Annotated in this window: 12 protein-coding genes; 9 read left to right on the forward strand and 3 right to left on the reverse strand. The window is 47.1% G+C overall.

All coding sequences use genetic code 11. From position 1 onward, the window contains the following. Positions 1-2: 2 nt before the first annotated feature. On the reverse strand, positions 3-1688 hold the full coding sequence (locus tag H6F52_RS06260) for an iron uptake porin (RefSeq protein WP_190532899.1): 1686 nt from the start codon (positions 1686-1688) through the stop codon (positions 3-5). A gap of 216 nt (positions 1689-1904) precedes the next feature. On the opposite strand from H6F52_RS06260, the gene H6F52_RS06265 reads away from it, so the two are divergent. The 5 genes from H6F52_RS06265 to H6F52_RS06285 all read left to right on the forward strand — a co-directional run bounded on the left by H6F52_RS06265 (position 1905) and on the right by H6F52_RS06285 (position 6976). Beyond that, the gene (locus tag H6F52_RS06265) at positions 1905-2882 is read left to right on the forward strand and encodes an aldo/keto reductase (protein WP_190532901.1); all 978 of its coding nucleotides are present in this window, start codon (positions 1905-1907) and stop codon (positions 2880-2882) included. Positions 2883-3140: 258 nt separating this feature from the next. Further along, positions 3141-4175, forward strand: a complete 1035-nt coding sequence (locus H6F52_RS06270; RefSeq protein WP_190525132.1) for a multicopper oxidase domain-containing protein — start codon at positions 3141-3143, stop codon at positions 4173-4175. A 97-nt stretch (positions 4176-4272) separates the two neighbouring features. Next, a complete protein-coding gene (locus H6F52_RS06275) occupies positions 4273-5304 on the forward strand; it encodes a helix-hairpin-helix domain-containing protein (protein ID WP_190532915.1) in 1032 nt (343 codons plus the stop codon). A gap of 24 nt (positions 5305-5328) precedes the next feature. Further along, positions 5329-5763: a ferritin-like domain-containing protein gene (locus H6F52_RS06280; protein ID WP_190410818.1), complete on the forward strand. Its 435-nt coding sequence runs from the start codon at positions 5329-5331 to the stop codon at positions 5761-5763. A gap of 244 nt (positions 5764-6007) precedes the next feature. After that, positions 6008-6976 carry an FTR1 family protein gene (locus H6F52_RS06285; RefSeq protein WP_190532904.1) on the forward strand — a complete coding sequence of 323 codons (969 nt, stop codon included), beginning with the start codon at positions 6008-6010 and terminating at the stop codon, positions 6974-6976. Positions 6977-7293: 317 nt separating this feature from the next. On the opposite strand, the gene H6F52_RS06290 is transcribed toward H6F52_RS06285, so the two are convergent. Further along, entirely contained in the window at positions 7294-7593 is a 300-nt protein-coding gene (locus H6F52_RS06290) for a 30S ribosomal protein PSRP-3 (protein ID WP_190410816.1), read from the reverse strand. 127 nt (positions 7594-7720) lie between these two features. Here H6F52_RS06290 and H6F52_RS06295 point away from each other — a divergent pair, with 127 nt between their 5' ends. The 3 genes from H6F52_RS06295 to H6F52_RS06305 all read left to right on the forward strand — a co-directional run bounded on the left by H6F52_RS06295 (position 7721) and on the right by H6F52_RS06305 (position 10540). Further along, on the forward strand, positions 7721-8554 hold the full coding sequence (locus H6F52_RS06295) for a TIGR01548 family HAD-type hydrolase (protein ID WP_190532907.1): 834 nt from the start codon (positions 7721-7723) through the stop codon (positions 8552-8554). A 154-nt stretch (positions 8555-8708) separates the two neighbouring features. Beyond that, positions 8709-9182: a peptidoglycan-binding protein gene (locus H6F52_RS06300; RefSeq protein WP_242029116.1), complete on the forward strand. Its 474-nt coding sequence runs from the start codon at positions 8709-8711 to the stop codon at positions 9180-9182. 314 nt (positions 9183-9496) lie between these two features. Beyond that, positions 9497-10540 carry a WD40 repeat domain-containing protein gene (locus H6F52_RS06305; protein WP_190429974.1) on the forward strand — a complete coding sequence of 348 codons (1044 nt, stop codon included), beginning with the start codon at positions 9497-9499 and terminating at the stop codon, positions 10538-10540. A gap of 289 nt (positions 10541-10829) precedes the next feature. On the opposite strand, the gene H6F52_RS06310 is transcribed toward H6F52_RS06305, so the two are convergent. After that, on the reverse strand, positions 10830-11132 hold the full coding sequence (locus H6F52_RS06310; RefSeq protein WP_190410814.1) for an RNA-binding protein: 303 nt from the start codon (positions 11130-11132) through the stop codon (positions 10830-10832). A 394-nt stretch (positions 11133-11526) separates the two neighbouring features. Here H6F52_RS06310 and H6F52_RS06315 point away from each other — a divergent pair, with 394 nt between their 5' ends. Beyond that, positions 11527-12591 carry a WD40 repeat domain-containing protein gene (locus tag H6F52_RS06315; RefSeq protein WP_190532912.1) on the forward strand — a complete coding sequence of 355 codons (1065 nt, stop codon included), beginning with the start codon at positions 11527-11529 and terminating at the stop codon, positions 12589-12591. Positions 12592-12811 lie beyond the last annotated feature (220 nt).

A 12811-nucleotide genomic window follows, 5' to 3' on the forward strand; every position in this document is an offset into this window, starting at 1 on the left:
TTTTAAAAAGTAAACGTTGTTCGGATAGTGCCAATCACCAGATCGTCATTCGCTGCATTATGATCGGGAGCAGTGAGCCAGATAATCCCCGGTGTTATCGCGATGTTATCTGTCACCTGGTACTGATAGAACGCTTCTAGGTGCAATGAAGTATCTGAATCCTGAATGCCCAACTGGCTAAGGCTATTAGCCCGATTTGTCACCTTTGGTTCCATGCCAACAATCACACCTGCCAAATTGCCGGTTTTTCCCAAGTCAGGAAATGCCAACGTTAAAGCCCAGTTCCAGATGTTGGCATCTCCCAGCGCGATCGCCCTCGCCGCCGTGTAGCCAACCCATCCTCCGACGACAAACCGGGGACTAATCTGAAAAGAGGCTTCTACACCGTAGGAATTGCTAACCACTGGAAACCCCAACGGAGTTAACTGATTATTCAGGTTGGCGTCATTGCTGCCAGTCTGTAGGTCATTTTTATAAGCGTGAACATAAGTCAATCCAATGCTGGCGCGATCGCTGGGTTTAAATAATACTTGCGCTAGTGCCCCATAAGAACCATTGAACAATCCGTTTCCAGATTCCGGACTATCAGCGTCCCCGGCTAAATAGCCTAAGCTCAGTTCCAGTTTGTCGTTGAAAGCATGCCGAATCCCAATACCCGCCCCTTCAACCAGGTAGTAAATGGAAGGACGGGTTCCAAAGCGAGATAAGGCACCGCTGCCACCGTCGCCATCCAGGTAAGGGTTGACGGTATTCGTAAAGCTTTCTGCATCAGCGGCATTAGCAGCAACCACGACTTCTGTATTCTTGCCGACGGGGAACTGGTAAAGCAGCTCATCAATCACGACATCACTGCTAGTATCGCCCGTAAAAAACAGGTCGCCTTCGGGAGTAAGGGTACGTTCGGAAAGCGAACCCAATCCTTCAGCTTGCAGTCGAGTTCTCAGGATATCTCGACCTGTAAAGCTAGTTTCTAAGTTTAGGCGCGTCCGATGCCCAAAGATTGCCACGTCATCGATCGGCTTGCCATCAGCATTTTCCCCAGTTGCAACGCCTGCAACCCCAAAAATCGCTTCCCCAGCAAGTTTGGTCGTGGTGGAAAATCCAATCAGTTTCAGTTCCTCAGTCCGCGCTGTTAGTTCATCGACTTTCCCGCGCAGCAAGGCGAGTTCAAGGGTATATTCTTCTTTTAAACGCTCCAATATCACTAAGTCTTCTTTAGCAATGGCGTCTCCGTTCGCCACAGGCAGTACCTGGCTAATTCGGTTGAGGGCAAGATTTAGGGCAGCAGCGAATTCATAGCGGCTCAAGGCTCGATTGCCCCGAAAGGTGCCATCGGGATAGCCAGCAATGACCCCATATCGCTCTACTAAAGACCGTAGCGCCTCATACGCCCAGTCACCTGGTTGAGCATCCTTTAGCTGGGAAACGTTGGTGACTTGGTTCATGCGGTCATCAACAGAGTCTTCCTGCGCCGAGTCTGGCTGAGCGTAGCCATCAATTTGTTCTAAAACGCTGGATGATGACTCCGGGGGGTCATCGACGGGCATGACAACTTCTGGAGTGTCAACAGGAACGGGATTTTCTGGCGTTGTCGGAATTTCAGACGCGATCGCTTTCCCACTGACAATCAGGATTGCTCCTAAAACTGCTGAGCTTAGCCACTGAGAATTCCTGAGGATTTTGCACATCTCTACTCTTCACACCACTTAAGCTTCTTCCCCATTGTTCATTGTCAAATGCTTTCTAACATGACAACAGAGAAGATTTGTTTTATTTCAGCCAGAGTGTTCCGTCGTTGAAATTTCAGACGCGATCGCATCCGATGAAACAACCAGAATCATTGCGATCGCAAGCAGGAATCGCTGCTAAAACAAAGAGTAGAAGCACTACTCTATAAAATCACCATGACACCGAAAACAACGCGCCGTGCTTTCTTAGCCACTAGCATAGCTGTAGCAGGAGGAATTGTCGGCACTGCGGCGTTGAAAGAAGAGCGGACGCCTGCGGAGTCATCTCCAACGCCGGTGACAGCAACCATACCGGAACGGGAATTGGGAAGTACTGGGGTGCGTCTCCCGATTCTCGGTTTAGGGGGTGCTGGACAGACACCATTATCCTGGGAAAATTCGGAAGAGAAAGCGATCGCGCTCGTTGAAAAAGCTTTAGCTCTTGGCATTCGTCACTTTGATACAGGGGCAAGCTATGGCCCTAGTGAATATTATCTAGGAAAAGTTCTACCTGCACATCGAAGTAGGTTGTTCCTAAGCAGTAAGACGGCTATCCGCGACCGAGATGGGGCTTGGCGAGAGTTGGAGCGCAGTCTCAAACGTCTGAATACAGATTACCTTGACCTGTGGCAACTCCATCATGTCTCTTTTGAGCCAGAACTAGACGAAATTTTTGGGCGTAGCGGTGCAATTCAGGCTTTGGAAGAGGCAAAACAGCAAAAGTTAGTGCGTTTCGTTGGCATCACCGGGCACCACGAACCGGCAATTATCGCTGAAGGCTTGCGCCGCTATGCCTTTGACACAACACTTATTCCCATAAATGCTGCGGATAAACACCATCCACGCCCGTTTATCCCCGCAGTGCTACCAGTGGCGCGTGAGAAAAAGGTGGGTGTCATTGCCATGAAGGTGCCAGCTTATGGGCGTCTCTTTAAGCCAGGAGTGTTGGATGGAATGCATCAAGCGTTGGGGTATTCGCTGTCAGTCCCAGGAGTCCATTGTGCAGTCATCGCCGCTGAAAATCCTTCACAGTTGGAGTCAAATGTCAAGGTAGCGCAGGCATTCCAACCACTTGCTGAGAGAGCGATCGCAGAAATTGAGCAACGCACTGCTGCTGCTTGGGAGGATAATACTTTCTTCCGCGCTTGGACTTGATTGTTTTAACCGCAAAGGACGCAGAAAAATTCGCCCTCACGACGATTACCGAACCTCACTATCGAAAAAACGGCGATGAAAGTCGCACGACGCCTTAATGCTATGTATGCACTGTCAAAACTAGGCAAGCAATTTTACTAACGTTTATCTTGATTTACTTATTGAGAATAATTGACAATAAATGAACAGAGTTTTATACTCTTCTGGAATTATTTACAAACTTTCCTCAATTGATCGGCGCGAACCGTCGATCGTGTCATGCCGAAGAACCCACTACTATTACTACAACAAGGAAAACCTTTGAGCCGCCGCAAACTGCTGGCACTCGGATTAGCAGGAGTCGGTGTGACTGGTGCAGCGTTAGCCGGAGGTAATGCTTTACGCTTGGCTTTACCCGGTCTCAATAAAAAACGAACGCTCCCAGCAAGAGTGCCACCAGTTGCCAGCGATACACCCGCCGATCCGAGTGGCTTAAACCCCATGACGGTGTTGCGAGATTTTGATTATGGCACGATTAAGCAGGAAAATGGACGGGCAATCCGGGAATTTCGGATTGTTGCGGAGAATTCCATGCTACAGCTCAATAGTGCGGTTTCTTATAACACCTGGACTTTCAACAATCGCGTACCAGGGCCAACATTACGGGCAAAAGAAGGCGATCGCATTCGCGTTCTTTTTCTCAACCAAGGGGGACATTCCCACTCGATGCACTTTCATGGCTTCCACCGCTCTGAGATGGATGGAGTGCGTCCAGTGCGCCACGGAGCCGCAACGATTTATGAGTTTGACGCAGAACCGTTTGGCGTGCATCTGTACCACTGTCACACGGAGCCTGTGACGCGGCATATTAGCAAAGGTCTGTACGGAATGTTTATCATCGACCCTCCTGAGGCTCGTCCACCAGCAGATGAGATGGTGTTGATGATGGCTGGCTATGACATCGATGAGGATCGGAAAAATGAACTGTATGCCTTTAATGGTTTGCCTGACTATTACATGATGCACCCGATCCCGATTTACCAGAATCAACTGATTCGCCTATACGTTCTGAACATGATTGAGTTCGATGTAGCGGCGACGTTTCACCTGCACGCCAATATGTTTCAGGTGTATCGCACTGGGCGTACTCTAACTCCCAGCGAAGAAACAGATGTCATCACGATGGGTACCGCTGAGCGGCATATCCTAGAATTTTCCTTCCGGTACCCGGGGAAATATATGTTTCATCCCCATCAGGATGAGATGGCAGAACATGGTTGTATGGGTCAGTTTGAAGTAATGGGTTCCGCTTAGTAGAAATTTTCGCAAAAAGTAGTTGATATAGTTTTGCAACTACTAGATAATAAACCCCGGAATCTGAATAAAAAAAATGTCTCAAAACTCTTCAATGATGCCTTCTTTTCGGTCTTTATCTTATACCGTGGCGATCGCTGGTTTAATCGCTCTTACCAGCTGTGGGAATGCCCCAACCACCGACAACACCGCATCCCCAGCAGCGAGTCCCTCGACCGCAGCTTCTTCCCCTGCAAGTACCACAGAAACGGCTGCTCACAATCACAGTAGTGGTAAGCAAATCAACATTAACACGGCTATTCTCTCCGAGTTAGACAAATTAGAAGCAAAATTAGGCATTCCAGCACTGTCTAATAAAATTCAAGCAAGTCGTCCCTACGGCAGTCCTGAGGAATTAGTCACCAAAAAAGTAATTAGCCAGGAGCAATATGACCAAGTGAAAGACATGGTCACGATTCAGGATGTGGTGCTAACTGGGGAAGCCAAAGACGTTGATTATATGACCAAGTTAGGCTTAATGAAAGGTCATCTCTTGGTTGCTAGAGAACTTCTGGATCAACAAAAACCCGACCAAGCCGAACCTCATATTGGACACCCGGTAGAAGAAATCTACGTGGATGTAGAAGACCAACTCAAGGAACGCAACGTCAAAGAATTTAAGACAACTTTGATTGGCCTGCAAGATTTAATAAAGTCCAAACCCAAGGATGCCAGCGTAAAAACGAGTTTCACTCAGTCCACAGAGGCTGTGGACGCGGCAATTCAGGCTTTACCCGAAACCCAACGCCAGTCTCCAAAATTTGTGCTACAGACGATCAACGGGTTGCTGGATGCGGCGAATGCAGAATATGGAGCCGCGATCGCTAACGGCAAAATCTCCGCTGCGATTGAGTATCAAGACTCGCGGGGGTTTGTTAACTACGCCGACACTTTGTATAAAGGGATCGCCGATAAAATGGTTAAAGAAAATCCGGAAGCCCACAAAGCGATCGCAGACAGCATGACCCAGTTGAAAACTGCTTGGCCCTCCGCTATTCCCCCGGCTGCACCCGTAAAGACTCTGGAGGAAGTAAACCAGCTAATCAAGACAATTGAGAAAAACGCTCAAGCTGCGATCGCGAAGAGTTAACCAATCTAGGACATCACCGAAAGCATGAAAGAGCTTGACCAAAAAAAGACTATTGACCTGCTGAACACAATCATGGAATTTGAGCTGGCAGGAGTGGTGCGTTATACCCACTATTCCTTGATGGTAATTGGCCCCAATCGAATTCCGATTGTGGAATTTTTTAAATTGCAGGCAACTGAGTCTTTGACCCATGCCCAACAAGCGGGAGAAATTCTGACAGGTTTAGAGGGACATCCTAGCCTACGAATTGCTCCCATTGAGGAGACTTATAAACATTCGGTGCAGGACATTTTGCGGGAAAGCTTCAATCATGAAAAGAAAGCGCTAGACCTCTATAAAACCTTGCTAGACACGGTTGCAGATGCCAGCATTTACTTGGAAGAATTTGCCCGCACGATGATTGGCACCGAAGAAATGCACACCATAGAAATCAAAAAGATGTTGCGCGACTTTAGCTAATGGGTAATGGGTAAGCAGAGTTTTGAGTTTTAAATATTGAGCTTTGAGCTAGAAGAAAGTTCTAACTGCGGTTCTCGGTTATGTGAGGTACATTCTCAAAACTGAAAAGCTTGATCATCGTGAATTTTGGCGTACCTCACTGGTGCAATAACCGCGATCGCTCAAAACTCAAAACTCAGATGAGATAAACTCTTGCCTCTACAACTTTTTTTTCCCAATTGCTTACTACCAATTACCAATCGTCATGGATTTTAGTTCTGCGCTACCTACCTTTGCGATCACCCTCCGCGAAGGCGTTGAAGCCGCCCTCGTTGTGGGGATCGTGCTGGCTTGCTTGAAAAAAGCCAAGCAGAGTTCCCTGAATCCTTGGGTTTATGCGGGTGTTGGGGCTGGGCTTGCCGCCAGTGCCGTAGTCGGCGTTCTGTTAGCCTGGATAGCTCAAGCGCTCTCGAAATCCAATCAACCCTTTGCACCCGTCCTGGAGCCACTTCTGGAGGGTGTATTCAGTGTAATCGCGATCGCGATGCTCAGCTGGATGCTCATCTGGATGACTCAACAGGCACGCTCGATGAAAGCATCTGTCGAAGGAGCCGTTACATCGGCTCTGAGGCAAAAAGGGGGTTCGGGTTGGGGTATTTTCAGTCTAATTTTCATCGCAGTTCTGCGGGAAGGTTTTGAAACTGTTCTCTTTATCCTTGCCAAATTTCAACAAGGTTTAATTCCAGCTTTGGGTGCCTTGGCTGGCTTAGGAGTTGCTGCTGGGATTGGTGTTGCTTTATTCAAGTGGGGAATTCGGATTAATATCCGCCTATTTTTCCAGGTGATGGGCGTTTTATTGATCCTAGTTGTTGCAGGTTTAGTCGTATCCTCGTTGAGCCATTTTGACTCAGCGCTCGCTACATTAGCTCAAATGGATCGGAAGTCAGAAGCTTTGTGTTTCTACTACGAACGGTTTGCTAAAAATCCCTCTTGTATTTTGGGACCAATTGTTTGGAATACGACCCAAATTTTTCCCGATGACAAGTTTCCTGGCCTACTTTTTAGCGCCTTGTTCGGATATACCGATAAGCTCTACGTCGTTCAAGCAGTCAGTTACCTGCTGTTTTTGCTGACTATTGGGGGCATTTATTTCCGCAGTATTACCGGACCCACCAGTGTAGCCGCGGCAAATGGTAAATCGGCACAAAAACCGATTAGCTATCGGCAAGAATAGCGCCAATTGCAAGATTCTAGAGATTGGTATAGAGGTAGTCATAGAAAAACCCGTTTTCTTCTCAGAAAACGGGTTTTTCTATTTTCGGATTGTTTTAGCGACATACCGATTGTCCCACCGCTTCAGGGTGACAGGAACAATAAGTCCTTTGCAAAAATGAGCGATCGCCAGTTGCTAAGCAGGAAAGTTTAGCCCTAGAAAAGAAATTGCTACTCTCTTTAGTCACATAAAGGTTAGCTTATCTCTCTTGCTCAACTCCGAAGTGCTTTGGCAGCAGGACAAAAGCATTAAACTCTGGCAGATGCACAGGAGAATTCTTAAGCACTACCTGTGAAGGCGACTTCTGGAAATTTTGCCTGAGCATCAGACATAGAACGGCGTTTGCCTTCTTCTTGCCAGTAGTTAATCACTTCTGTCGCTTTGTTGAGCAACGCGACGCGCTCTTGATCGGTAATCCAATGCTTGGCTTCCAACTCATTTTTTAGCTGTTCCCAAGCATCGTTCCGAGGCCAAAAAAAGTAAGATGTCAGAGGGCTGGTGCCTTTGCCTACTACTTGGTCAACTGCTAGTGCTACGTTCTCTTCCAGCCAGAGAACCTTTAAAATAAACCTCGACAATCACACCTCCAGGGAAGTCCCAGGCTTGTTGAATACTGTACAAACGATTATTTTACACCTAGGCGATCGTGGATAGCTATGTGTTTGCTCATCGAATATTTTAATTGGGATTGGGAGGTGCTTTGCAGTGGTTCAAGAATTTAGTTGCCTAAGTTTAGTCGTTTTCGATATTGACGGTGTAGTGCGAGATGTTGGGGGATCTTACCGACGGGCGCTAGCTGATACTGTGGAGCAGTTTACGGAGGGTGCTTACCGACCAACCCCAGAGGAAATTGACCATCTGAAGTTGGAAGGGATGTGGAATAACGATTGGGAGGCATCCCAAGAGTTGGTCTATCGTTACTTTGAAAGCGCTGGACAGAAAAGATCGCAACTAAGCCTTGATTATGACGTTTTGGTTGCTTTTTTCCAATCGCGGTATCGCGGGCCAGATCCACACCATTGGACGGGTTATATCTGCGATGAACCGCTGCTATTACAACCGAGCTATCTAGAGCAATTGACAGCGGCTGGGATCCCCTGGGGCTTTTTTAGCGGTGCTACCCGTGGATCGGCTAATTATGTCTTGGAGCAACGCCTGGGTTTAAAGTCGCCGTTGCTCATTGCGATGGAGGATGCTCCGGGTAAACCTGACCCAACAGGGCTGTTTGCGGCAGTACAAGCGATGGAAGAAAGATCGTCGGTTCCCCCCTCAACCCCGGTTATTTATGTGGGAGATACGGTTGCTGACATTTACACGATAGAAAAGGCGCGATCGCTTAGGGTCTCCCAAGGAGAATCGCTCCACCCTGACCGTCGTTGGATTGCAGTGGGCATTTTGCCACCCCACGTTCAGGAAAACCAGCAACAAAAGGATGCTTATGCAAATGCTCTCAAGGCTGCTGGTGCTGCTGCGATTTTCAGCAATGTACAGGAATTGACACCCGTGCAGATTTTACAACTGGTCAATTCACCAGAATGAGCGAATCGTGTAGCAGCGGGCGAGTGGGTATTGCTTCATACGAATGGGTGAGCGGTTAAGGTGAGTTTAAATACACCTAGCAGGGCGAAGGGGAAGCGGGGCTGCCATCAGTAGATTGGAACAGTAGAAACAACACTTCCCAGGAAAATTCATCATGCAATCAACCAATCAATTTGAAGCCATGACTCCTCAAGCCGCTGCTACCAATGCGATTAAAAAGCCAGTTCTGCGTAGAGGTTCCCGCGATCGCGCAGTGGTAGAACTCCAACAACTACTCGCTCATTGGGGCTATTATGCCACTCCTTTCGATGATGTGTTTGACCTCCCCGTCGAAAATGCCGTGAAAGCTTTTCAACACCGCGTCTTTCTAGTAGAAGATGGGATTGTTGGCGCTAAGACGTGGCAAGCTCTTTACTCTGGTGCCCCTGTTGATATGCCGGAACTGAGACTAGGTAGCCGTGGTGAAGCAGTGAAAACCCTTCAGAAAGTCCTACAGTTGATTCCCGATGGTATATTTGGGTCAATTACCCAGAATACTGTGAAAAGCTTCCAAAGCTCCCGTGGCTTGGTAGCGGATGGAATTGTCGCTTCTCGCACTTGGTTTGAGTTGAGCAAGCTACCTCACTAAGAAGTTGTTGCATCGGGATGTGGTGGCGCTCCTTTTTTACCTGCATCCCTCGCACCGAATTGGAACTTTCAACCAGCGCGATCGCTCTATAAGTCTAAGGGCGATCCGCTGTGCTTTTCGTGCTGGTTATTTAATCGGGAGTCTCAACTGTGCAGAAAATCGATAAATTTTTACTCAGAATGCAGCTTCTGACCGCAGAGAGTGTGCGGAGCGGGTATCGCCATCTATATTAAGAAACGACCTGTAAAATTCTGCAATTACTGCCCATATTTCAGCAGATGTGCAAAATTTCTTCCCATTCGTCTGTTATTTTTATGTTTTCTGCTCAAACTAGGACTTTAGTTGGTACGATAGGCGCGATCGCCACAGTCATCGCTACGAGCGTTACAATTCCACCAAGCAACATCAAGGCATACGCGGCTCCAATCGATGCTTCTGTTGCAGTAGCGAACTTAAACGCTTGGGAAAACGCTCAACTAGAACGCACCCTCAGAGGGCATTCAAATTGGGTAAATGCTGTCGCCATTAGCCCTGATGGAACAACTTTAGCCAGTGGCAGTTCTGACAACACGATCAAACTTTGGAATCTTTCCAGCGGACAAGAAATTGGCACCCTTACCGGGCATTTCAAACCAATTTTCACAATTGCATATAGCCCCAATGGGCAGCTTCTCGCTAGCGGATCTCAGGATAATACAATCAAAATCTGGAATCTTGCTACAGGTCAAGTAATCCGCACTCTCAGGGGGCATTCTAGCTCCATTGATTCGGTCGTTTTCAGTCCTGACGGGCAGTTTATTGCCAGTGGAGGTAAGGACGACACGATCAAGATTTGGAATCTGACTTCCGGCGAGCAAATTTTAAGCCTCACAGGTCATGCTAATGGGATTGATGTTGTTGCCTTTACCCCAGATGGGCAGACCCTCGTGAGTGGTTCTGAGGACAAAACGATCAAAGTTTGGGATTTATCTACAGGTCAAGTCATCCGCACCTTGAGAAAACATACAAATGCGGTTCATTCCTTGGCAATTACCCCAGATGGACAGACACTTATAAGTGGGGGCTTTGACAAAACTATCTACCTTTGGGATATGACCACATGGCAGCTCAAAGGTCGCCTGAGAGGGCATGCAGACATGGTTTATGCAGTTGCTATTAGTTCGGATGGACAGTTTCTCGCTAGTGGTAGCGAAGATAGAACAATTAAAATTTGGAGCCTAAAAACTGGGAAACAAATTACAACGCTGACGGGTGATTCTAGTGCAATTTATTCCCTCTCTATCAGCCAAGATGGACAGACGATTGCAACGGGTAGTTATGACAAAAACATCCGAATTTGGCGAACGCAGGGACTTTAAATTGAATAGCTAAAAACTAAAATCTGGGCTAAAAGCTTAAACCCATTGAAGCGAGTTTTAGCTTCCCCAGGAAACTTTTAGCTTGACCAATGCTATAAATGTCGCTCGTTGACGTACATCTTGAATCGTCACACTTGAGAGGCATACCTGCAAAAAAAAGGCTTAAGCATTATGCTTAAGCCTTTTTAAATTTAAGACGAGTAACTGAAACTAATTGCGCTTACAAATTACTCAGCCCTTTTTGTCTCAGCTTTTTCAAGGAAAAACTAAAAAGGTTTAGCTTCAAAGCTTAGTAGCGGCGAGAAAAGCTGTTGTTTCCGCGACCACCACCACCAGAGGGGCCTCTATCTTCTTTGGGCTTCGCCTTGTTAACTTTCAAGTCGCGACCCATCCATTCAGCGCCGTCAAGCGCTTCAATGGCAGCTGTTTCTTCAGCTTCTGTACCCATTTCTACGAAACCAAAGCCACGTAGACGACCTGTTTCCCGGTCAGTGGGTAGCTGGACGCGCTTTACAGAACCATACTCTGCAAAAACCCCAGTTAGGTCTTCTTGCGTAACTTCGTAGGATAGATTGCCTACATAAATAGACATAGATTGTCTCCAAAATCAGAGGGGTGAAGAGATTTGAATTTCGGAGAGAAGCCTGTCAAGACCAAAAGGAAAACACCTATCAATACTATAAACAAACACTGCAACCGAATTTATTCTCACTTATTACGGTAGCACAACAGATTCTGGAATGGGGCTTTTGGTATCTAAGTTTTCCCCAACTAATCTTTAAAGTTTGACCGAGTATAGCTTCTAGCTAATTTCCCGGATTCGGAAAAGTCCGAGCGATCGCTTTCCTTGCGACTACATACTTCTAAGAAATTTGCAACGGTAACATTACATAAATTTTCTAATTCTGGGCACACAGGTAAATCAACAACGTCTCAGTGTAAAGCAACACATTTTTGTAGTGTGCGTTGTGTCCCAATTTACTAAAATGACAAATCAGCAAATTTCCGCTAAGGTTTTCACGGTGCTGATCGTGGTGGCAACGATTGGCGTTTCTGCAATGCCTATGTTTAAAGCAGTATCTCAGCCGCCTGTCATTCCATCTACCTTAACGGCTCAAATACCCACCAACACTTGGCAAAATGTGCGACCGATTCGCACCATCGAGGCTCATTCAGGGAGCGTGGGAGCGATCGCGATCGCTCCCAACGGACAGCTAATGGTTAGTGGTAGCGATGATGGCACGATCAAAGTATGGAATCCGAAAACGGGTCAACCAATTCGCACCCTAACTGGGCATACTGACACCATTTGGGCACTTGCGATTAGTCCTAATGGGCAAACCCTCGCCAGCAGTAGCGCGACCAACGATGGCTCGCTAAAACTGTGGAATTTAAAAACTGGCAAGGTAATCCGGACTATCACGCGGGATTGGTACGTTAAATCTCTCGCCTTTAGCCCAGATGGAGAGCGCCTTGCGATTGGTAGCTGGAACATGACTGCACGGAACGCAGAGATTGAAGTGTGGAATGCACGCACGGGTAAATCGATCTATAGCTTCCAGGGATCTCCTCAGTCGAATTTAATGGTCGCCTTTAGTCCCGATGGAAAAACTCTCGCTAGTGGGAATGAAGACAGTACGATCCAAGTATGGGATCTTAGGTCAGGCAAACCCATTCGCACCATCAACAATGGAGAGGCTGTCAGAGCGATCGCTTTTGGTCGAGATAGCAAAACCCTTGTCAGCGAGACTTATAACCAAATCGTCAAAATCTGGAATCTGCAAACCGGCGAACTCATCTCTACACCGATTAAGGATTCAGGCACCGTTTTCGTGAATGCTGTTGCTTTGCATCCAAATAATCGGATACTTGCAAGTGCATTAGGCGGATCGGAAGGCAGTTTAAACTTATTTGATTTGCAAACTGGTAGTGTAATCAATCCTCTTACAAGGTCTTTTAACGTTATCTCCTCACTCGCATTCACCCCAAACGGGCAGACTCTTGTTAGTGGTAATTTTGACGGAACACTTACCTTCTGGGAACCCCAATAGTTATACTTTTTCACTTTTGCCTGAAGTGAGATTGGCATCGCTTCAGGCTCTATTTCCCTTCTCTTGCGTAGGAAAAGCCCGACTCTAGACACATTGGTTAAGAATGTTATAGCCATTGCCAAGAGTGTTAGGACGCTGCCTGTTTAAGAACAGATTCGATTGCCTGTCTAAGGCAGCCAGAGCTAGATAAGTCGTTACGAATTCGACTTTTGAGCCAAGC

Source organism: Coleofasciculus sp. FACHB-542 (assembly GCF_014695825.1).
In the GTDB taxonomy this organism is placed as follows: Bacteria; Cyanobacteriota; Cyanobacteriia; order Cyanobacteriales; family FACHB-T130; genus FACHB-T130.

Coding starts and splice junctions, on each gene's coding strand:
- H6F52_RS06260 (WP_190532899.1), bottom strand. CDS start 1,688: ATGTGCAAAATCCTCAGGAATTCTCAGTGGCTAAGCTCAGCAGTTTTA.
- H6F52_RS06265 (WP_190532901.1), top strand. CDS start 1,905: ATGACACCGAAAACAACGCGCCGTGCTTTCTTAGCCACTAGCATAGCT.
- H6F52_RS06270 (WP_190525132.1), top strand. CDS start 3,141: ATGCCGAAGAACCCACTACTATTACTACAACAAGGAAAACCTTTGAGC.
- H6F52_RS06275 (WP_190532915.1), top strand. CDS start 4,273: ATGCCTTCTTTTCGGTCTTTATCTTATACCGTGGCGATCGCTGGTTTA.
- H6F52_RS06280 (WP_190410818.1), top strand. CDS start 5,329: ATGAAAGAGCTTGACCAAAAAAAGACTATTGACCTGCTGAACACAATC.
- H6F52_RS06285 (WP_190532904.1), top strand. CDS start 6,008: ATGGATTTTAGTTCTGCGCTACCTACCTTTGCGATCACCCTCCGCGAA.
- H6F52_RS06300 (WP_242029116.1), top strand. CDS start 8,709: ATGCAATCAACCAATCAATTTGAAGCCATGACTCCTCAAGCCGCTGCT.
- H6F52_RS06305 (WP_190429974.1), top strand. CDS start 9,497: ATGTTTTCTGCTCAAACTAGGACTTTAGTTGGTACGATAGGCGCGATC.
- H6F52_RS06310 (WP_190410814.1), bottom strand. CDS start 11,132: ATGTCTATTTATGTAGGCAATCTATCCTACGAAGTTACGCAAGAAGAC.
- H6F52_RS06315 (WP_190532912.1), top strand. CDS start 11,527: ATGACAAATCAGCAAATTTCCGCTAAGGTTTTCACGGTGCTGATCGTG.